We start from the raw sequence: 19,916 nt of genomic DNA on the forward strand, positions 1-19,916 counted from the left end.
CGCGACCGTGTCCTGGCAGGCTCGAAGGTGGTGAGAGTCAGGTGCCGGAGTTGTCGACGAACCCCACGACATCGAGGAATTCGATGGTGGGCCGGACGCCATAAACCCCCGTCACTTTGCCGACGAGCTCCTCCGTGAAGAAGGCGCGGCCTTTCTCCTCGTCGTCCCACACGTAGAAATTCCTCGCATGTGCGCCGCCTTCGTCGAGCATGAAGCTCTTGAAGCGAAGACCGGCCATGCCTTCGAACGGTCCTCGGAGTTCGCCGGCAATCTTTGCGATAGTGGAACGATCGAACTTGTCGGTCTGCGTGAAAGTCACGAGCACGCCGATCATCGGGTCTCCTCTTGATCGAGTGATGCTAGCGGCGGATCTTAATACACACAGCCGGACATTTTGGTGATTATGCCGCGAGTCGGAAGTGCGGCTCGCGGTCGGCGACGCATCCTCGGTCCGCAGGGCGGGCACGCCGGTTTGCGGGTCAGTTCCGCGCCCGGTCCAGGTAGGCGCGCCAGCCGCCGTATTCCGTGATGTCCTCGGCCCCTGGCAGGGCCTGGGGCTCGCACAGGAAGCCGGGGGTGCTGCGGCCGTCGGCCAGCAGGACGCTGCCCAGGGTCATCGGACGGGGGAGGGCGGCGGTGAAGGCGCCCAGTGCGGCGGCCGACAGCTCCCAGACCTCCGCCTCGACGGCGGCGCCGCCCTTGTCGACCCGGACCAGGCCCGGCTTCGGCGGGTCGGTGGCCAGGGCGTAGAGGCGGTAGGAGGGTTCGGTGGTCGTCACCTCGGCCAACCGGGCACCGAGGGAGACCAGTTGGTGGTTGAGCGGCTGGCCGGACAGGTGCGCGCCGACGACGGTGAGCCGCAGCGGGGTGTCCAGGAGGGCGGCGACCTCCGCGATGCGGTCGTCGGTGTGGGCCGCGCCCAGCAGCATCACGCCGAACGGCAGGCCGTGCACCGTACCCGACGGGACCGCGACCCCGCACATGTCCAGCAGATTGGTGGAGTTGGTGAACCGGCCGAGCCGGGTGTTGGCGCCCAGCGGGTCCGCCGCCACCTCGGCCAGTGTGGGGTGACCGGGTGCGGTGGGCAGCAACAGCGCGTCCGCGTCACCGAGTTCGGCCGCCGCGCGGACCCGCAGCGCCGCCAGCCGTTCCCGGTCGGCGAAGAGCCGGTGCGCGGGCAGGTCTCGGGCGCCGGTGATGATGCGTGCCACCGTCGGGTCGAGGTCGGGCCCGCCCTTGTCGACGAACGCGCCCACCGCCGTGTAGCGCTCGGCGACGAACGCCCCCTCGTAGAGCAGTTCGGCGGCCTCCGTGAAGGAGGTGAGGTCGAGGGTGCGCAGCTCGGCGCCGGTGGCGGCCAGCCGTTCCGCGGCCGCCTCGTACGCCGCCTTCCACCCGGCGTCCAGCTCGCCGAGCTGCGCCGCCGGTGCGACCGCCACCCGCCACGGGCCGGGCCGCCGGGGCGGAGTCTGCGGGCTTGCCAGCACGGCCAGTGCCCGGCGTGCCTGCGGCAGGGTGCGCGCGAACACGGTCACGCAGTCCAGGCTCGCGCAGGCCGGGACGACGCCGTCGGTCGGCACCAGGCCGCGGGTCGGCTTCACCCCCACGATCCCGTTGAACGCCGCCGGGACCCGGCCGGACCCCGCCGTGTCCGTCCCGAGCGCCAGGTCCACGACGCCCAGCGCCACGGCGACGGCCGAGCCGGAGCTGGAACCCCCGCTGACTCGGAGCGGGTCCACCGCGTTGCGCACCGCGCCGTACGGGCTTCTCGTGCCGACCAGGCCGGTGGCGAACTGGTCCATGTTGGTCGTCCCCAGCACGATGGTGCCCGCCGCGCGCAGCGCCGCCACCGCCGGGGCGTCCGACGCGGGCCGGTAGGCGTACGACGGGCAGCCCGCGGTCGTGGGCAGCCCCGCCACGTCGATGTTGCCCTTCACCGCCAGCAGGGTGCCGCGCAGCGGCAGTCCGCCCGCCGGGCGGGCGTCCAGGGCCCGGGCCTCGGCCTCCACCTCGCCCTGCGGGCGCAGGGTGATCCACACCTCCGGCCGGTCGGTCTCCGCCAGCCGCCGGTACGCGGCGCGCACGCGGTCGAGAGTGGTCGTCATGGGCGGGCCTCCTGGGCGTTCGTGTGTGGTGCGGGCCCGGTGCCGGAGCACCGGGCCCGCTGGGTGATGATCCTGGCGCACCGGATGGGCTGACCCGTGTATCCGGCGGGTCCTGGCAGCCCTAGGTCCTTGCGGGCGGTGGCCGCCAGCGGTGGGTGCCGGAAGCGGCCTCCGGACGCCCCGGGCGGTCGCTACGGCGCGAGTGTCACCAGGGCCGTTCCCGCGCTGACCTGGTCGCCGGGGGAGACCAGGATGTCGACGACGCGCCCGGCCATGGGTGCGGTCACCGGCGACTCCATCTTCATCGCCTCCAGTGTCATGAGCTGCTGGCCGCGGGTCACCCGCTCACCGGGGCGTACGCAGAGCTGCCAGACGCCCGCGGCGAACTCGGCCTCCACCGCGCAGCCGCCCGCGGGGACGGGCACGGCCGTGGGGGCAGCGGCGGGTGCCGTCGCCGCCTCGGCGCGGGCGAATTCCCCCGAGGCCTCCCACGCGTCGCGCTCGGCGCGGAAGGCGGTGCTCTGCCGGTCGCGGAAGGCCGCGATGGAGTCGGCGTTGGCGGCGAGGAAGCGCTGGTGGTCGGCGAGCGCGAACTCACCGTCCTCGATGCGCAGCGACAGTCGTCCTGCGGCCATGTCGGCGCGCATGTCGAGGAGTTCGTCCGCCTCGACGGGGTACCACTTGATGCGGTCGAAGAACCGCAGCAGCCAGGGTTGTTTGCGGCGGTGTGAGGACCAGACCTGCACTGTGCGGCCGACGAACTGGTAGCCGCCGGGCCCCTCCATGCCGTAGACGCACAGGTAGGCGCCGCCGATGCCGACGGAGTTCTCCGCGGTCCAGGTGCGGGCCGGGTTGTACTTGGTGGTGACCAGGCGGTGGCGGGGGTCGAGCGGGGTGGCCACCGGAGCGCCGAGGTAGACGTCGCCGAGGCCGAGGACGAGGTACTCGGCGTCGAAGACGGTGCGGTAGACGTCGTCGACGGAGTCGAGACCGTTGACGCGGCGGATGAATTCGATGTTCCAGGGGCACCACGGGGCGTCGTCGCGGACGCCCGTCATGTAGCGGGAAATCGCCTCGCGGGTGGCGGGGTCGTCCCAGGACAGCGGGAGGTGAACGGTACGGCTGGGCACCACCAGCCGGTCGGTGGGCGGCAGTTGCTCCTCCGCCTCGCGGACGAGGTCGAGCAGCTTGGCGGTGGGCAGCGCGTTCGGGTCGACGTGGATCTGCAGCGAGCGGATACCGGGTGTGAGGTCGACGACGCCGGGCAGCCGCTGGGCGGCAAGGTGTTCGGCGAGCGCGTGGACCCGCATCCGCAGGGCCAGGTCGAGCTGCATGGGCCCGTACTCGACGAGCAGGTTGTCGTCGCCGCTGCGGCGGTACGTCACGGCCGGGCGTGTCGCGGTCGCGGCGGCGCGGCCGAGGACACCGCCGTCGCCGAGAGCGGGCCGGGAGGGCGACGGTACGGTCGCGGGTGCGTGGCGCAGCCCGGCGGCCGCGTCCTCGCTGACCGGCACGAACCGCACGGTGTCACCGGGCCTGAGCTGGCCCAGCTTCCAGCGCTGCCCGGTCACGACGGTCGCCGGGCAGACGAAGCCGCCCAGCGACGGGCCGTCCGGGCCGAGCAGCACCGGCATGTCGCCGGTGTAGTCGACGGCGCCGACCGCGTACGGCGTGTCGTGGATGTTGGACGGGTGCAGGCCCGCCTCGCCGCCGTCGGTGCGTGCCCAGCGAGGTTTGGGGCCGATCAGGCGGACTCCGGTGCGCGCCGAGTTGAAGTGGACGCTCCACCGGGCGTCGTAGAAGTCGCGGATGTCGTCCTCGGTGAAGAACTCCGGTGCCGCGTGCGGCCCTTCGGTCACGCCCACCAGCCACTGGGTGTCGAACCGCGGCCGCCGCGACGGCGGTACGGGGGCGCCGACCGTGGTCGCACCGCCGTGGAGTACGTCCCCGGCGCGCAGGGTCCGGCCGCCGTGCCCGCCGAACCGGCCGAGGGTGAAGGTGGCGGCGCTGCCCAGGAACGCGGCCACGTCGAGGCCGCCCGCGACCAGCAGATAGGTGCGCAGACCCGCGTCGCCGGGGGCGGCGATGTCGAGCAGCGCCCCGGCGTCGACGGTGACCGGCTCCCACTGCGGCACCGGCCGGCCGTCGACCGTGACCGGCGCCGGCGCTCCCGTCACGCAGATCGTGGTGGGGTGGCTGAAGCGCAGCGCCGGTCCCTGGAGGGTGCATTCGAGCCCGGCGGCCCCTTCGTCGTTGCCGAGTGCCTGGTTGCCGAGCCGGAAGGACAGGTCGTCCATCGGGCCGCACGGCGGGACGCCGACGTGCCACAGCCCGGTGCGGCCCGGCCAGTCCTGGACGCTGGTGAGGGTGCCCGCGCGGACGACGTCGATCCGGCGCGTGGGGTCGGCGAGGGTGTCGAGGGTCGCGGTGGTGTGGGTGGCGGCGTGCAGCGCGGGGTCGGCCACGGCGGCGCGCAGCAGCCCGAGGTTGGTCTCGATGCCGTCGATCCGGGTCGCGGCGAGTGCGTCCGCGAGCCGGTCCAGAGCCTGCGCGCGGTCCGCGCCGTGCGCGACGACCTTCGCGAGCATCGGATCGTAGGCCGTCGTGACCTCGGTGCCGGTCTCGATCCATGTGTCGACCCGGACGCCGGGCGGGAAGACGACATTGGTGAGCTGCCCCGCGCTGGGGCGGTGGCCGCGGGAGGGATCCTCGGCGTAGATCCGGGCTTCCACGGCGTGTCCGACGCGCGTTGGCACCGGATCCGCGGACTCGCCCCGCACACGGTCCAGCGGTGAGTCGCCCCGGGCCAGGCGCAGCATCCACTCCACCAGATCGATGCCGTACGTCTCCTCGGTGACCGGATGTTCCACCTGGAGCCGGGTGTTGACCTCCAGGAAGTACGCCTCACCGCGGACCGCGTCGTACACGAACTCGACGGTGCCCGCCGAGCGGTAGCCGACCGATGCGCACAAGGCGCGGGCACCCGCGGCGAGTTGGTCCCGCACCGCGTCCGGCAGGGCGGGCGCCGGTGCCTCCTCGATCACCTTCTGGTGGCGGCGCTGCAGCGAGCAGTCGCGGTCGCCGAGCGCGACCACCCGCCCGTGCCCGTCGCCGAAGACCTGCACCTCGACGTGGCGGGCGCGCTCCACGAGCCGTTCGAGGAAGACCCCGGCGGAGGAGAAGCTCGCGGCGGCGACTCGCAGCACCGACTCCCAGGCGCCGGTCAGTTCGGCGGGGGAGTGGCAGGCCCGCATGCCGATTCCGCCACCGCCGCCAGTCGCCTTCAGCATCACGGGGTAGCCGAGCGCCTCGGCCGCCGCCAGCGCGCTGTCCACATCGGGTAGCAGCCCGGTGCCGGGCAGCAGCGGCACCCCGGCGGCCTCGGCGGCGGCGCGCGCGGTGTGCTTGGCGCCGAAGACCTCGAGCTGGTGCGGGGTCGGCCCGACGAAGGCCAGTCCCGCGGCCTCGCAGCGGCGGGCGAAGTCCGCGTCCTCCGACAGGAATCCGTAGCCGGGATGGACGGCGCCCGCCCCGGTCTCGTGTGCTGCCGCCAGTACCGCGTCGACGTCCAGATAGCTGGCTCGCGCGGGCGCGGGGCCGAGGCGTACGGCGGTGTCGGCGAGACGGACGTGCGGCGCGGCGCGGTCGGGGTCGGAGTAGACCGCGACCGTACGCAGGCCCGTGCGGCGGGCGGTGCGGATGATCCGGGCGGCGATCTCGCCCCGGTTGGCGACGAGCAGGGTGTCGAACGGCGGCGGGCCGGGCACGGTGGTGCCGGGCGGGCGCGCCTGGGTCGGGGTCATCCGCGAGCCGCCTCGGTCACTGTCGCGCGTACGGGAGTCGGGTCGAATCCGTTGCAGGGGTTGTTGATCTGCGGGCAGTTGGAGACCAGCACGAGGACGTCGGTCTCGGCGCGCAGCACCACTTCGAGTCCGGGGGCGGAGATGCCGTCCACGATGCCGAGGGTGCCGTCCTCCTCGACGGGCACGTTCATGTACCAGTTGATGTTGCTCACCAGGTCCCGCTTGCCCAGGCCGTAACGGGCGCCCTCGGCCAGGAAGTTGTCCACGCAGGCGTGCTGCGACCAGGTGTGGTGGCCGTAGCGCAGGGTGTTGGACTCCTTCGAGCAGGCGCCGCCGATGGTGTCGTGCCGTCCGCAGCTGTCCGCGACGACGGTCATCAGCGGGGTGTGCGCGTTCGACAGCAGGACGCTGCCGGTGGTGAGGAAGAGGTTGCCCTGGGCCTGGACGGTGTCGGGCGCGCTGTAGCGGACCGCGGTGTCGTGGGCGTCGTAGACCAGGAAGTCCACGGCCTGGTTGCCGTGCAGGTCGGTGAGGGTGAGGTGGTGGCCCGCGGGAATCACCGCCGACCACGGGGCGCGCGCGGCTATGGTCACGGCGGTCATGCGGCGGCCCCCCTGGCGGCGAGGTGCTCCGCGGTGTTGAGGAAGGCCCGGCGGCCCTCGGGAGTGGCGTCCCAGAGCGGATCGCCGGGCGCGGTCGGCGCACCGCGCCGGGCCCGTACCTCCAGCGGGCCGCAGGTGTACGCCGGGCGCGGGTCGAGAGGGTGCGGCACGTTCGCCACCAGTACGGTCAGCGGCTGTTCGGCACGCAGGGCCACGGTCGTGCCGGGCCCGGCGGAGCCGATGAACTCCAGAGCGCCGTCCGGCTCGACGCGCACGCCCTGGAAGAAGGAGAGGGACGGCGGCAGGTCGCGCGGCGCCAACCCGTTCTTCGCGGCGGCCAGTACGAACAGCTCGCGTCCCGCGGGGGACGGGCCCTGCGGCGAACCGTCCCCGTAGCGTGCGGTGTTGCGCGCCGCTGCCGACGTCCCGCACAGCGTGTCGTGCCGGCCGCTGGTGTCGGCGACCACCGAGGCGAGGACCCGGCCCTGGTCGGACAGGAGGAGGCGGCCCGCACCGAGGTAGGCGTTCCACTGGACCTTCACGGTGTCCGCCACGTTCAGCCGCTCCCAGGGGCGGCCCTCCACGAAGAGCAGCAGGTGCGCGCACGCGTCGCCGGTGGGGTCGGTGAGCCGCAGCTCCGTGCCGCGGGCCAGCACCTTGTGCGTGTAGTTGCCGCCCGCCACCGTCTCCGCCCACAGCAGTCCGTCGGGCGCGGGCACCAGCGGCATCGCCTCCGCGCGGGCGCCCTCCTGGGCTCTGGCGTGCTCCTTGGCCTCGTACGTCGTACCTGTCGCCACGGGGCTGCACCTCCGTCTCACGGGTTTAATTTCTGTCGCTTGACAGAAATTAGGCGCCGACGGATTCCTGGTGATTGCCCGGGCATTGCGGGCCGGTTACCGGCTGCTCACCGACGGCGTGGCGGCGGCTCCGCGGGAGGGAGCGCGGGACGTGCCGCCGCGGACGCTGTGCGACGATCAACGAGTGAGCGACAACGCCAGGCGGGTCGGACGGCCGAGGGCCCAGCAGCGGCCGGACAGCGGCATGAGCGCGCGCGAGGAACTGCTCGCCGCCGCGGCCGAACTCTTCACGACCCGCGGCTACACCGCCACCACGACCCGCGCGGTCGCCGAGCGGGCCGGGATGCGGCAGGCGTCGATGTACCACTACGTCGGCGGCAAGGAGGACCTCCTCGCCGAACTGCTCGAAGGAACCGTCACCCCCTCGCTGGCCCTCGCCCGGGCCCTCCTCGCCGACGACGCGCGCCCCGCCGAGACGCGCCTGTGGGAGCTCTGCCGCGCCGACACCGCACTGCTCTGCACCGGCCCGCACAACCTCGGCGCCCTCTACCTCCTGCCCGAGGTCACCGCCGAGCGCTTCACCGGCTTCCACCGGGCCCGCGCCGACCTCAAAGCGGCCTATGGCAGCCTCCTGGCCGCCACCGCCCCCTGCGCCGCCCTCCTCCCCGCCGAACTCGCCTTCCGCACCGACCTCCTGTTCGGCCTCATCGAGGGCGTCATCCTCGTCCACCGCGCCGACCTCGCCCGCCCCGTCCCCGCCTTCGCCTCAGCGGCGGCCGACGCGGCCCTCCGTATCGCCGGCGTGTCCCCGGACGAGCTGGTCGCGCTGCGCGGCGCCCCCTGAAGCCGGTTCCGTACCGCCGATCAGGGCGCGTCGACGCGGCGTGCCCGCGCGGCGCGCCAGAGGAAGCCGACCGCCAACGTGACCAGCAGGAACAGCGGGGAGAACCACTGGAAGTACCAGTGGCCACCCGAGGGGTCGTAGACCGCGGCCCGGGGCCAGGCGAGGTTGACGGTCATGGTGAGGCCGTAGAGGAGGGCGAGGGCGTTGACGGGGATGGCCCAACGGCCGAGGGAGAACAGGGGGTTGCCGGAGTCGTCGGTGGCCGGGGGGAGCGGGGCGCGGAAGCGGCGGACGAGTTGGGGGCCGGTCACCATCGCGTAGGCGAGGTAGAGCATCACGATGCAGGTGGTGCCGATGGCCAGCCAGGCATCGGGGGAGGCGAAGCTGAGCAGGAGGAGGGCGGCGGCGAGGACGCCCACGGCGATGGCGGGGGCCGGGGGCTGTCCGGTGCGGGGGGAGACGCGGGCGAGGCGGCCCGAGAAGGGCAGGGCGTTGTCGCGGGCCATCGAGAAGATCATGCGGGTGGCGGAGGTCTGGATGGCGAGGGTGGCCACCGCGACCGCGAGGGCGACGTCGCAGAGTAGGACCCTGCCGAGACCGTCACCGAGACGGCTGGTGAGCACGTAGGACAGGCCCTCGGTGCCGAGTCGGCCGTCGGTGAGGCTGGGCGCGGCGAGCAGGGCGGCCAGGACGAGGAGCGAGGCCAGCACGCCCGCGGCGGTGAGCGCGGAGAGGATGGTACGTGGCGCGACCCGCTGCGGATTGTGGGTCTCCTCGCTCATCTCGCCCGCGCTGTCGAAGCCGATCATCACGTACGCGGCGGCGAAGGAGCCGACGAGCAGGGCCGTCCCGCCCCCGCCGGTGTGCACGGTGACCGAGGGCGCGCGGTCGGCGTGCGTGAAGAGCAGGACGATGATCAGCACCGCGCCGATGATCTCCGCGGTGACGCCGGCCCGGTTGACCAGCGACATCACGCGGTTGTCGAGGAGATTGACGACGGTGGTGAGCACGAGCAGGGCGATGCCGAGGACGGCCGCGTTCGCCGCACCGTCCGACGACACCGGCGAGGTGTCGGTGCCGATGAACTGGAAGCCGGACCAGACGGCGGGCAGCACCACCTGCAGGGCCAGGGCGGCGGCCGCGACCACCACGATCTGGCCGAGGACCATGATCCAGCCCGCGTACCAGCCGAAGACGGCGTTGCTCAGGCGGCTCGACCACTGGTAGACGGCGCCGGAGATCGGGTAGCGGGCGGCGAGTTCGGCGAAGCACGCGGCGACCAGGAGCTGGCCGATCAGCACCGCGGGCCAGGTCCAGAAGAAGCGCGGGCCGCCGAAGGAGTAGCCGAAAGCGAAGAACTGGAAGACTGTCGTCAGTACCGAGATGAAGGAGAAGCCTGCGGCGAAGGACGCGTACCGGCCGAGGCTGCGGTGCAGCTCCTGGCGGTAGCCGAAGCCCGCGAGGCCCTCGGAGTCCTTGCTGTCCGGCGGTTCTGAGCGTACGTCGGAAGGTGCGGTGGCAGTCAAGGCCGGGCCCCCTGTCGCGAATTCCTGTCGGGCGACAGAAATTAGGGACGAGGTGTTTCACCGTGATGACGCGGCCGTGTCGCGCACGGGCCGAAGTGCTCACGCCGCCCCAGCGCCCCCCATGGACGGCGCGGAGGGGTCAGCGCGCGGTGATTCGCGACTTCTTGACCTTGTTGCCGCAGGTGTTCATGGAGCACCACCGGCGGTTGGCTCCGCGGCTGGTGTCGAGGAACAGCCCCGCGCATCCGGGGCCTTCGCAGTTCTTGACGCGGCCGCGGTCGGGGCCGCCAAGGGTGCGGATGGCATCTGTGGCCAGGACCCCGAGGGCGTCTCTGACAGGGGTCGTCTCGCTCAGCTGCCATGCTGCGTGTCCGTGTTCCAGTGCGGCCTTCGCCCGCCCGGCGGCAGCGCTCGTGTTGAGGGTGCGGACATCCCTCGACTCGGGCTGTTTCCCTGCGGCGATCACCGACCCGATGCGGTGGATCGCCTCGCGCAGTTCGACGGCGTCCTTGAGATCGGCCGGTGAGACATCTGCGACGTCGAGCCCCGTGGCTCCCAGCCACATCTTCAGCCGTGCGGTATCGGTCAGCCGCTCCGTGGGCGTCCCGCTGGCGCGATCGCTGACGGTGGCGGTGAACCGGAACGCCAGCACCTCGTTGTCCATACGGAACACACGACGTACGTCCTCGGTCATTCCAGCCTCCGCGGTGAGCGACAACACGCGCCGAACTGCTTCAGGCGGTTCACTGCGATCGTAACTCCATGGCATGCTTGAACCGCTTGAACCGCTTGAACCGCTTGAACCGCTTGAACCGCTTGAGACGGTTCACGGGAAGAGGTGCGTGGCGTGGGCAGCATTGCGGTCATCGGTCTGGGAGCCATGGGGAGAGCCATGGCACGCAACCTCCTGGAGGCCGGCCACGACGTCGTGGTGTGGAACCGTTCCGACGGGCCCGCGGTCGAACTGGGCGCGGTGGGCGCCCGTCGTGCCGACTCGGTGGCCGAGGCCATGCGCGCGCCGGTGGTCTTCTCGGTGCTGTCCGACGACCGGGCCGTCGCTGAGACGTTCATCGACTCCGGTGTCCTGGCTCAGACCCCGGCCGGGACGGTTCACGTCAACCTCGCCACGGTGAGCCCGGACCTGGTCCGCCGGGTCGGCGCGGCGCACGCCGAGCATGGCGTCGGCTATGTCGCGGCACCGGTCTTCGGCCGTGTTCCGGTCGCCGAAGCCGGGGCACTCAACGTCCTCGCCGCCGGTGAGCACGCGCTGCTCGATCGCGTGCAGCCGTTCTTCGACGTGATCGGCTCGCGGACGTGGAGACTGGGCGACCGTCCGGAGCAGGCCAACATCGTCAAGATCCTCGGCAACTACCTGATCGCCTGCGCGATCCAGTCGCTGGGCGAGGCCGTCAGCCTCGCGGAGAGCGCCGGTGTCGACTCCGGGCAGTTCGTGGAACTGCTGACGTCCACGCTCTTCCCGGGAGGGGTCTACAGCAGCTACGGGTCGATGATCGCTGAACGGCGCTACGCGCCGGCCGGATTCACCACGGTCCTGGGCCGCAAGGACCTCCACCTCGCGCTCGACGCGGCGACCGAACAGGGTATTCCGCTCCCGATCGGCCAACTGCTGCGGGCTGTCTTCGACGAGGCCATCGCCGACGGCCGCGGGGCCGATGACTGGGCGGTCATCGCGGAACAACAGCCGCGGTGACCACCAGGAGCGCGTCCTTGAAGGCTAGACCTCGGCGTGGGCCCGCGGGGAAAGGATCTCGCGCGCGCCCTGGCCGATGAGTTCTCCGGCCAGAGCCGTGCCCAGCTCCTCCGGTCGATCGGCCCGGCCCGTCATCACCCCGGACACCCGCCGCGTCCCGCCCGGGGACGTGACCTGCGCGTGAAGGGTGAGGGAGCCGTTGGGCCCGGTCTCGGCCCAGGCACCCACCGGGACGCTGCAACCCCCGTGCAGCTCCGCGAGAAGGGCCCGCTCCGCCCGCACCTGCGCATCGGCGGCATGGTCGGCGACGGTGGAGAGGATCTTCCGAACGGCCTCGTTGTCCTCGCGGACCTGGATGCCCAGGGCGCCCTGGCCGGGAGACGGGGGGAACAGGTCCAGGGGCAGAAGTTCACCGATCGCGTCGTCGAGACCGAGGCGGCGAAGGCCCGCGGCCGCCAGGACCACGGCATCGAGGCCCATGGTTTCGATCTTCTTCAGCCGGGGCGGGACGTTCCCCCGGATCGGGACGACCTCGAGATCGGGTCGGACCGCCAGGAGTTGAGCGATACGCCGAGCGGCACCCGTACCCACCCGCGCGCCCTTGCGCAGCCCGGCCAGCGTGGATCCGCACAGGGCGTCCCGTACGTCCTCGCGGCCCGGCGGCGGCAGCAGGATCAGGCCCGGCGGGTTCGCGGTGGGCAGATCCTTCAGAGAGTGGATCACCACGTCCACGTCACCCCTGGTAAGTGCCGCCTCTTGCTCGGTGCTGAATGCGCTTCCGCCGCTGACGGCCGAGACCTCGGACGTCAGGGAGTTCCGATCGCGGTCTCCGCCTTCGAGAATTACCCGGTGCGTGAACGTCACATGGGGAAAGCGCTCACGAATAGGGGCGAGGTATTCTCGTACCTGCGCTCTGGCCAAGTTACTTGCCCGCGAGCCGACCAGATACGTTGGCAAGGCGATCAACTCCCGCTGGATGGTGGATCACCGCCTATCGTACTCCGGGCCGCGTATGGGTTTTCCCGACCAATTGTCGGCACGAAGGGCGACGCGGAGCACTTGACGACCCTGGGTGGTCAACTACGCTCTGTCGAGGTTTTGGTGAGGCGTCGTGCGGTTTTGAGGTGGGGTTGCTGTGACGGTCGTTGGTCGAGTGGTGCGGTTCGACAGTGCGCGCGGGTATGGATTCATAGCGCCGGAGAGCGGCAGTGAGGACGTGTTTCTGCACGTCAACGACCTGTTGTTCCCCGAGGAGCAGGTGCGTCAGGGGCTGACGGTGGAGTTCGAGGTCGAAGAGGGCGACCGCGGCCCCAAGGCGTCTTCCGTGCAGCTCGGCTTCGAGGCCGCCGGGAGGCGATCGGCGCTGTCGGCGCTGTCCGTGCCGCAGGAGTCGGGCGACCAGGACATGTGCGATGTGCTGAGTGCCAAGGAATACCTCAGGGAAGTCACCGAGGTGCTGCTGCGCGTGGTCCCCACGCTGACCGGCGAGGAGATCCTGCTGGCGCGGGCGGGCCTTGCCGAGTGCGCCAAGGCCCACGGCTGGACCGAGAGCTGACAGAAGGACCGCGTCCGCGGAAAACAAGGGCGGGGCGATTTGTGTGTCACAACCACTATATTAAATTCGCGGTTGACGGGTACTCACGCCTTGACCCACACAAACACCCACACCTGCACTCACACACGTACTCACAACTGGCCCACACCCATGCTCAATTTCGCGCTCACCGCACTTTACCGGCCAGTTGAGTGGCCTTTCTTGTTGGGTACTCAAATGGCCTGCCGCGGGAGTACGCTGCCCATTGACCGGCCCTCCACGCGGCCTGAACGCCGCCTCCTGTCAGTCGTTCGCGACGGCATTTTCAAAGGCAAGCATGAGCCCGATTTCTGTGGAGGGACGGCCATGAGCCAGCAGCTCATGCGAGTTCCGGTACCGGAATTGGGGGATCTGTGAGTCAAGAGTCGTTGGAGAGTGCGGCTGCGGACGAGCCTGAGGGCCGTCTGCGCCTGTCCGTTCTGGAAACCACGCCGGTAGGGGCCACCGGATCCGGCTACGCGGCCGTTCGGCAGTCGGTCGACGTCGCGGTGGCGGCGGATACCGTGGGCTACCACCGTGTGTGGGTGACCGAGCACCATGCGAGCGCGACGATCGCCAGCAGCGCGCCCGCTGTTCTGGTCGCGGCCTTAGCCGCGCGTACGACGAGGATCAGGGTCGGGTCGGGCGGTGTGATGCTGTCGAACCATCAGCCGCTCGTGGTCGCCGAGCAGTTCGGCACGCTGGAGGCGCTCTACGCGGGGCGCATCGATCTGGGGGTGGGAGGCGCGGCAGGAGCTCCGTCAACCGCGGTGTACGAACGCGCGCTCGGCCGCACCTCCGACTCCGCGGGCAAGTACCCGCGGATGGTGGACGACCTGGTGGGATTCCTGTCCGGCACTTTTCCCCCCGACCACGCATACGCGGCACTCTCCCTCTCGCCGCGGGTCCGGGCCGTGCCCGTCTACGTGCTCGGGAGCAGCGCGAAGGGCGCGGGCCTGGCGGCGGAACGCGGGCTGCCCTTTGTGTTCGCCCACCATCTGGGCCTGACGGCACCAGGGCCCGTACTGGATCAGTACAGGGCTTCCTTCCGGCCGGCGGGGGCCCGTTCCGAGCCCTATGTGATCCTCTCCGTTGTCGTGGCCTGCGCGTCGACCGACTCCAAGGCCGACGAGATCGCCTTCACCGTTGGGCTGAGCCAAGTGCGGCGCCGGGCGGCCGCCAAAGCCGGGGTGCCGTACACCGAGCGACTGCTGGAGGCTCCGGTCACCCAGCAGGAGCGGGATCAGGTGCGCAGGTTCCTGTCGAGCGCCTCGGTCGTGACCGGCACCGGCCCCGCGGCGGTACGGCGCCTGGCGGCGCTGGCGGATGCCACGGGTGCGGACGAACTGATGGTGGTCCCGATGGACCTGGACGGACCGGGGCGGATTCGTACGCTGCGGTTGTTGGCCCAGGCGTCCGTCTCGGTGATGTGTCCGGCGATCGCGCTGGAAGTCGAGTGAACCCGGGACCGGTCGGCGTACGCCGGGCGGTGCGGCCGTCCGGGCAGCCGGACACCGCGGTGAAGAACGCCGAGCCCGGCTTCGTCCGGTTCGGGGTGCTCGGGCCGGTCGTCGTCATGGCGGCCGACGGGGAGTGCATGCCGCTGCCGGCACAGAAGATGCGGATCCTGGTGGCAGCTCTCGTCACCTCTGGTGGCCGGCCGCTGTCGGCGGACCACCTGACGGATGCGCTCTGGAACGGCGACCCTCCGGCCAGCGCGCACAAGAACCTGCACCAGTACGTACACCGGCTTCGTGCCCACCTGGCCCGGTGCGGGCTGACCGAGCGGCTGGTCCGGGGGCCCTCGGGATACCTACTGCGGGTGTACCCGGGGGAGTTGGACGCGGATCGCTTCCACACACTTGCCGGGGAGGGAAGGGCCGCTCGTGCCCGGGGGGAACTGGGTTCGGCGGAGCATGCGTTCGCTGACGCCCTGTCGATGTGGCGGGGGGACGCACTGGCCGATGTCCGTTCTTCGATGATGCTCAGCGATGCCGCGCACGGGCTGACCGAGTCGCGTCTGGGCGTGATCGAGGAGTACGTGGATGTCGAATTACGTATGGGCCATCACACTCTGGTGATCCCCGAACTCGCGCAACTGGTCATGGCGCACCCTTTTCGCGAACGGATGCGGGAGTTCCAGATGCTCGCGCTCTACGCCTCGGGACGCAAGGCCGACGCCCTGGCCGCATACCAGGAATGCAGACTGGTCCTTGCCCGAGAACTGGGCATCGATCCCGGCCCGGCGTTGAACGCCGTCCTGGCGGCCATCATGGGCAATGACGACAGGGAGCTCGCCCCTCGCCTGTCCCGAAGCCGCTGACGGCCGCGTATATCGGAAATGCCGCCGGGGCCCGATGTACCTCCGATGTTCCGGCAGTGAACCGACGCTCCGCAGTATGGCTGCAGTCGGCACGGTGCCGGCCATGAGAACACAAGGAGTACATCATGTCGTCGATCCTGGGGCTCCAGCGTCTGGAGATCTCCTCGCCGGACGAGTCGGAGCCGGCCATCGTCTGGAGCATCACCTCCTGCGAGAACAACAGCTGCGGCAAGTAGTTGCCGCGCATGATCGGGCCGGCCGCCGTCGGGTTTACCCGGCGGCGGCCTCCGGCGGCTTTACCAGGACTCCGATGTACCTCCGATGTTCCGGCGGTGAACCGACGGTCCGCAGTATGGCTGCAGTCGGCACGGTGCCGGTCATGAAAAACAAGGAGTACGTCATGTCGTCGATTCTCGGTCTCCAGCGTCTGGAGATCACTTCGCCGGACGAGTCGGAGCTGGCCATCCACGTCAGCCTCACCTCCTGCGACGCCCGCAGCTGCAGCGATTAGTTCCGGCACAGGGCGAGGCCGGCCGCCGCCTGTTCCACCGGCGGCGGCCGGCTCCGGATTGCGTATCCACGAGCCGGCGGGTGTGCTTCTCGGCTCACTCATCGGGAAAGATCTCACTGAAAGGTAGAGGGAGTTGCACCGACGGGAAACGCTCTACATTTACAGCCAGCAGGACGACCGCTGGTTCGAGCCGGTGGGTCGGCACGCCCCTGATGCGGCCTTCCTGAGCCTCTACCGGGAACTCGTCCCTGAGTCGTGGACACTTCGACGGCGTGGCCTGTGGCTTCTCTCGGATCCGCCGGGTGTGCGGCTGGCCGGTCAGGGGTGGAAGCTGCATGTGTCCGCGACGGCGGCCGACGGCGCGGCCGTACTGCGCGCGGCGCTGCCCGTACTTCGGGATCACGGGACGCACTTCAAGTTCCTCGTCGATGAGTGGGCGCTGGCGATGACCAGCGGCAAGCTGTGGCCCCGTGGATCGAGCGGGAAGTTCATCACGGTCTATCCCGCCGACTCCGATTCCTTCCTCCAGGTCGCCCATGCCCTGAGCGAGGAACTGGCCTCCTTCGCCGGGCCCTACATCCTCAGCGATCGGAGGTGCCCCGGCTCTTCCTCGGTCTACTACCGGTACGGGGGATTCCTCGGGCATCCCCGGCTTCGTCCCGACGGCGCGCAGGACCTCATGATCGCGGCACCGGACGGCAGCCTCCATCCCGACATCCGCCACCCGTACTGGTCGGCGGCCCCGTGGATCAGCGTCGATCCGTTCGGACGTGACGCCCGGAAAGATCTGGTCGAGTCCGGAGACACCGAGGAAGGCCTCGGCGGCGGGCGTTTCGTGATCGAGTCGGCGATCAACTTCACCAACCGCGGCGGCGTGTACCGGGGCGTGGACACCGAGACCGGACAGACGGTGGTGCTCAAGGAGGCCCGGCCGCACATCGGTCTCGGCCCCGGCCGAGCCGCCGCGCTCAACGTCGTCGAACTGCTGGAGAAGGAACACCGCATCCTGGCCCAGCTCGCCGACGTCCCCCAGTTCGTCGATGTGATCACTCTGCTCCACGCATGGGAGCACGTGTTCCTGGTCGAGAAGCACGCCGGCGAGCGGCATCTGGGTCAGCTCACGACCAGCGCCAACCCCCTGCTCGGCAACGACCTCACCGGTGAGGCATTCGCCGCCTATCACGGGCGGATGCGTGACCTGTTCGCCCAGGTCGCCGAGGCGATCGCGGCGGCTCATGAGCGGGGCATCGTGCTGGCGGACCTGTCCTTCATGAACGTGATGGTCGACGAGGACGACCACGTTCACCTGATCGACCTCGAAGGCGCTGTGCGGCAGGGGGTCGATGCCACGCCCTATCTGTACACCCCCGGCTACACCAGGCGGGTCCCGGACGGTGAGGAACCGATGCCCGCTGACGACTACGCGGCCCTCGGTGCGATGATCTTCGGCTCCATCATGCTCAACAACTCGATGGTCGGATTCGACGCGAGTGCGCTGCCCCGGTTCCTGGCGGAGCTCAGGCACGACCTCGCCCTCCCCGACGACCTGGTCGCGCTGATCGAGGATCTGACGTCCGGCAAGCCGCCGGCACCCGACGAGATCGCCCGGCGCTTCGCCGTCCTGTCGGTAGCCGACCCGGCAGCCTGGCCGCGGACACTGCCCCTGGGCAGACCCGCCGAGGAGGAACTGAACGGGGAGCGCGGTCAGTTGCTGAACGCGCGCATCGCCGAAACCATCGGCGGCACCACCGCGTACTTACGCCGGGTGGCCTCGCCGGAACGCGAGGACCGCCTGTTCCCGACAGACCTGACCGTGCACGAGACCAATCCCTACGGGGCTGCCTACGGGGCGGCGGGAGTCCTCCGCTCCCTGCACCGCCTGACGGGACACGTGCGGCAGGAATGGGTGTCGTGGCTGCTGCGGGGAGGCACCGGCACGGGCCAACTGCCGCCCAGCCTGTACTCCGGTACGTCAGGCATCGCGTGGACCCTGCAGGATCTGGGGTACAGCGACGCGGCCGTCGCACTGATGCGTCGCACGGCCGACCACCCGCTGCTGTGGGAGCGCGCCGATGTGATGCACGGATGTGCGGGATACGGACTGGCCGCCTTGCGCATGTGGCGCGTCACGGGCCGGGAGGAGTTCCTCGACGGGGCGTTGCGCGCGGGCGGGCATCTGGCCGCGACGGCCCAGCACCACCCCACAGGTGTCACCTGGCCTTCCGAGGACGGACGGACACCGATCGGGTACGCCTACGGTGCCAGTGGTGCGGCGCTGTTCCTGCTCTACCTCCACCAGGCGACCGGTCGGCCGGATTTCCTGGAAGTCGGCCGCCAGGCACTCGACTTCGACCTGTCGCACGCCCGTACGATGCCCAGCGGCGTCACGTCCTTCCCCTCGCACGCCGACGAGGCGTCTGCGGTCCTCCGCCAGTACTGGGACTACGGGACCGCGGGGGTCATGACCACGCTGATCCGGTTCCAGTCCGTCACCGGTGACGAGAGCCTGGCCGCGTGGGTGGACCGTCTGATTCCCGATCTCACCCGGAAGTACGCGGTCTCGCCGCAGCTGTTCCACGGGCTGTCGGGAATCGGGAACGCGATGCTCGATGTCGCCGAGTTCACCGGGCGCGCGCACTTGTTCCAGGAAACCGCGCGGATCGCCGAGGGCGTGCTGCTGTTCGGTGTCCAGCGGGAGGAGGGGACGGCCTTTCCCGGGGAGCAGTTGATGCGCGAGACGTGTGATGTGGGCACCGGATCGGCGGGCGTCGCGCTGTTCCTCGACCGGGTGCTCCATGCCGGCCCGGGACTGCGCACCAACTTCGGGTTCCTCGTGGACGAACTGCTGCCGGGCGGGACGGGCGGGCAGTGACAGCCGAGGCCAGAACGAGCGCCCGCTTGCCGGCCGTGCGGGCGCTCGGCGGCAACCATGACTTCCGGCTGTTGTGGATCGGGCAGGCCGCGTCGGAACTGGGCTCGTCGATTTCGGCACTGGCGCTGCCCATGCTCGTCCTCGCCCTGTCCGGATCGGCCGCTCTGGCAGGGCTGCTGGGCACGCTGGCGTACGTGGCGGCGTGGCTCGGCCAGTTGCCCGGCGGCTACATCGCCGACATGTTCGACCGCCGTCGCGTGATGCTGGTCTGTGACGCGGGGCGTGCCGTGCTGGCCGGACTGGCCGTGGTGTCGGTGCTGACCTCTACGGCGCCGGTGGCCGTCCTGCTGACGGTGGTCTGTGCCTCCACTTTCCTGTGGATGGCGTTCGCCGCCGCTCAGACGCAGTCCGTCCGCATGATTGTCCCCCCGGAGGCGATTCCTGATGCGGTGAGCATCAACCAGGCCCGCGGATACGCGGTCGACATCGGCGCACCGGTGATCGCCGGGTGGTTGTTCACGCTGCATCACGCCATGCCGTTGGTCGTCGACGCGGCGACGTTCGTCGTCTCCTTCGCCTGTGTCTGGTGTCTGCGGGCCACCTTCGCGGCCGAGACGCGCCCGACGATGCGAAGGTTCTTGCCGGACATGGGACGCGGCTGGTCGGTGCTGCGCCGGCAGCCCTTCCTGTGGGCGACCGCGCTGTACTCGATGGTGACCAACTTCGCGATGTCCATGCTGTTGTTCACGCTCATCCTCGGCGGTTCCGGAGGTCTCCTCGTGGGCACCGGTGTCAGTGTGGCAGCCGCAGCGGGCTTGCTCGGTTCCCTGCTCGCGCCGGCGGTGGCCCGCCGGGTGACCCTCAGGCCCCTGCTCGTCGTCGTGGCCCTGACCAGGGCGGGCAGCCTGGCCCTGGCCGCGGTGTCCGGCAATGGGACCGTCTTCGTCGCGGTCCTGGCCGTTGTGCTGCTGGCCGGCCCGATGGTGGGAGCCTCTCTGACGAGTGCCCAGATCCTGATGGTGCCCGGGGATGTGCTCGGCCGGGTGAGCAGCGCGTCCCGTTTTCTCGGCACAGCCGCCCAGCCGCTGGCGCCTGTGATCGCCGGTCTTCTGGTCCAGCATTTCGACCTCCGGGCGACACAACTGGTCCTCACGGCAGCATTCGGCGTGGTGGCCCTGTACGCGGCCCTCGCGCCCGGGTTTCGCCACGGGGTCGGCCCCGCGGACCCCGCGTGATGCGCGACGTGGGG

The 19,916-nt window shown here is 70.7% G+C and carries 16 protein-coding genes; 8 read left to right on the top strand and 8 right to left on the bottom strand.

The genetic code is table 11. The annotated features are described in order from the left end of the window. Positions 1-37 precede the first annotated feature (37 nt). The 5 genes from AB0M29_RS25115 to AB0M29_RS25135 all read right to left on the bottom strand — a co-directional run bounded on the left by AB0M29_RS25115 (position 38) and on the right by AB0M29_RS25135 (position 7,307). Positions 38-334 carry a hypothetical protein gene (locus AB0M29_RS25115; protein ID WP_365386247.1) on the bottom strand — a complete coding sequence of 99 codons (297 nt, stop codon included), beginning with the start codon at positions 332-334 and terminating at the stop codon, positions 38-40. A 145-nt stretch (positions 335-479) separates the two neighbouring features. Beyond that, positions 480-2,105: an allophanate hydrolase gene (locus tag AB0M29_RS25120; protein WP_365386248.1), complete on the bottom strand. Its 1,626-nt coding sequence runs from the start codon at positions 2,103-2,105 to the stop codon at positions 480-482. A gap of 191 nt (positions 2,106-2,296) precedes the next feature. Continuing rightward, on the bottom strand, positions 2,297-5,908 hold the full coding sequence (uca, locus tag AB0M29_RS25125; RefSeq protein WP_365386249.1) for an urea carboxylase: 3,612 nt from the start codon (positions 5,906-5,908) through the stop codon (positions 2,297-2,299). Further along, a complete protein-coding gene (locus AB0M29_RS25130; RefSeq protein ID WP_365386251.1) occupies positions 5,905-6,510 on the bottom strand; it encodes an urea amidolyase associated protein UAAP2 in 606 nt (201 codons plus the stop codon). Before AB0M29_RS25130 ends, uca begins: the two co-directional genes overlap by 4 nt. Beyond that, the gene (locus AB0M29_RS25135) at positions 6,507-7,307 is read right to left on the bottom strand and encodes an urea amidolyase associated protein UAAP1 (RefSeq protein ID WP_365386253.1); all 801 of its coding nucleotides are present in this window, start codon (positions 7,305-7,307) and stop codon (positions 6,507-6,509) included. The genes AB0M29_RS25130 and AB0M29_RS25135 overlap by 4 nt, the downstream gene beginning before the upstream one ends. Positions 7,308-7,551: 244 nt before the next feature. Between AB0M29_RS25135 and AB0M29_RS25140 the strand changes: the two genes are divergently transcribed. Next, entirely contained in the window at positions 7,552-8,151 is a 600-nt protein-coding gene (locus AB0M29_RS25140; RefSeq protein ID WP_365386377.1) for a TetR family transcriptional regulator, read from the top strand. Positions 8,152-8,171: 20 nt separating this feature from the next. On the opposite strand, the gene AB0M29_RS25145 is transcribed toward AB0M29_RS25140, so the two are convergent. Both AB0M29_RS25145 and AB0M29_RS25150 read right to left on the bottom strand, forming a co-directional pair. After that, the gene (locus tag AB0M29_RS25145) at positions 8,172-9,677 is read right to left on the bottom strand and encodes an amino acid permease (protein WP_365386255.1); all 1,506 of its coding nucleotides are present in this window, start codon (positions 9,675-9,677) and stop codon (positions 8,172-8,174) included. Between the two features lie 139 nt (positions 9,678-9,816). After that, positions 9,817-10,371 (bottom strand): ABATE domain-containing protein, encoded by a 555-nt coding sequence (locus tag AB0M29_RS25150; RefSeq protein WP_365386257.1) that lies wholly within the window; start codon positions 10,369-10,371, stop codon positions 9,817-9,819. A 153-nt stretch (positions 10,372-10,524) separates the two neighbouring features. Here AB0M29_RS25150 and AB0M29_RS25155 point away from each other — a divergent pair, with 153 nt between their 5' ends. After that, positions 10,525-11,388 carry an NAD(P)-dependent oxidoreductase gene (locus AB0M29_RS25155; RefSeq protein WP_365386259.1) on the top strand — a complete coding sequence of 288 codons (864 nt, stop codon included), beginning with the start codon at positions 10,525-10,527 and terminating at the stop codon, positions 11,386-11,388. Positions 11,389-11,412: 24 nt separating this feature from the next. Here the strand turns inward: AB0M29_RS25155 and hemC are convergent, their stop codons facing one another. Next, positions 11,413-12,354 carry a hydroxymethylbilane synthase gene (gene hemC, locus AB0M29_RS25160; RefSeq protein WP_365386261.1) on the bottom strand — a complete coding sequence of 314 codons (942 nt, stop codon included), beginning with the start codon at positions 12,352-12,354 and terminating at the stop codon, positions 11,413-11,415. Positions 12,355-12,544: 190 nt separating this feature from the next. Here hemC and AB0M29_RS25165 point away from each other — a divergent pair, with 190 nt between their 5' ends. The 6 genes from AB0M29_RS25165 (at position 12,545) to AB0M29_RS25190 (ending at position 19,902) form a co-directional block, all read left to right on the top strand. Further along, positions 12,545-12,943 (top strand): cold shock domain-containing protein, encoded by a 399-nt coding sequence (locus AB0M29_RS25165; RefSeq protein ID WP_365386380.1) that lies wholly within the window; start codon positions 12,545-12,547, stop codon positions 12,941-12,943. A gap of 392 nt (positions 12,944-13,335) precedes the next feature. Continuing rightward, positions 13,336-14,421, top strand: coding sequence for an MsnO8 family LLM class oxidoreductase (locus AB0M29_RS25170; RefSeq protein WP_365386263.1), 1,086 nt, complete (start codon positions 13,336-13,338; stop codon positions 14,419-14,421). Next, the gene (locus AB0M29_RS25175) at positions 14,418-15,284 is read left to right on the top strand and encodes an AfsR/SARP family transcriptional regulator (RefSeq protein ID WP_365386265.1); all 867 of its coding nucleotides are present in this window, start codon (positions 14,418-14,420) and stop codon (positions 15,282-15,284) included. Before AB0M29_RS25170 ends, AB0M29_RS25175 begins: the two co-directional genes overlap by 4 nt. 379 nt (positions 15,285-15,663) lie before the next feature. After that, positions 15,664-15,795: a hypothetical protein gene (locus AB0M29_RS25180; RefSeq protein WP_365386268.1), complete on the top strand. Its 132-nt coding sequence runs from the start codon at positions 15,664-15,666 to the stop codon at positions 15,793-15,795. A gap of 133 nt (positions 15,796-15,928) precedes the next feature. Then, a complete protein-coding gene (gene lanKC / locus AB0M29_RS25185; RefSeq protein WP_365386270.1) occupies positions 15,929-18,667 on the top strand; it encodes a class III lanthionine synthetase LanKC in 2,739 nt (912 codons plus the stop codon). Then, the gene (locus AB0M29_RS25190; RefSeq protein ID WP_365386272.1) at positions 18,664-19,902 is read left to right on the top strand and encodes an MFS transporter; all 1,239 of its coding nucleotides are present in this window, start codon (positions 18,664-18,666) and stop codon (positions 19,900-19,902) included. Before lanKC ends, AB0M29_RS25190 begins: the two co-directional genes overlap by 4 nt. Positions 19,903-19,916: the final 14 nt, after the last annotated feature.

This window comes from Streptomyces sp. NPDC051976 (assembly GCF_040680795.1).
GTDB lineage: Bacteria > Actinomycetota > Actinomycetes > Streptomycetales > Streptomycetaceae > Actinacidiphila.

What these genes read in the sequence shown, in the direction of transcription:
- AB0M29_RS25180 (WP_365386268.1), top strand. Translation starts at nt 15,664, where the DNA reads ATGAAAAACAAGGAGTACGTCATGTCGTCGATTCTCGGTCTCCAGCGT.
- AB0M29_RS25130 (WP_365386251.1), bottom strand. Translation starts at nt 6,510, where the DNA reads ATGACCGCCGTGACCATAGCCGCGCGCGCCCCGTGGTCGGCGGTGATT.
- AB0M29_RS25120 (WP_365386248.1), bottom strand. Translation starts at nt 2,105, where the DNA reads ATGACGACCACTCTCGACCGCGTGCGCGCCGCGTACCGGCGGCTGGCG.
- AB0M29_RS25150 (WP_365386257.1), bottom strand. Translation starts at nt 10,371, where the DNA reads ATGACCGAGGACGTACGTCGTGTGTTCCGTATGGACAACGAGGTGCTG.
- AB0M29_RS25140 (WP_365386377.1), top strand. Translation starts at nt 7,552, where the DNA reads ATGAGCGCGCGCGAGGAACTGCTCGCCGCCGCGGCCGAACTCTTCACG.
- AB0M29_RS25115 (WP_365386247.1), bottom strand. Translation starts at nt 334, where the DNA reads ATGATCGGCGTGCTCGTGACTTTCACGCAGACCGACAAGTTCGATCGT.
- uca (WP_365386249.1), bottom strand. Translation starts at nt 5,908, where the DNA reads ATGACCCCGACCCAGGCGCGCCCGCCCGGCACCACCGTGCCCGGCCCG.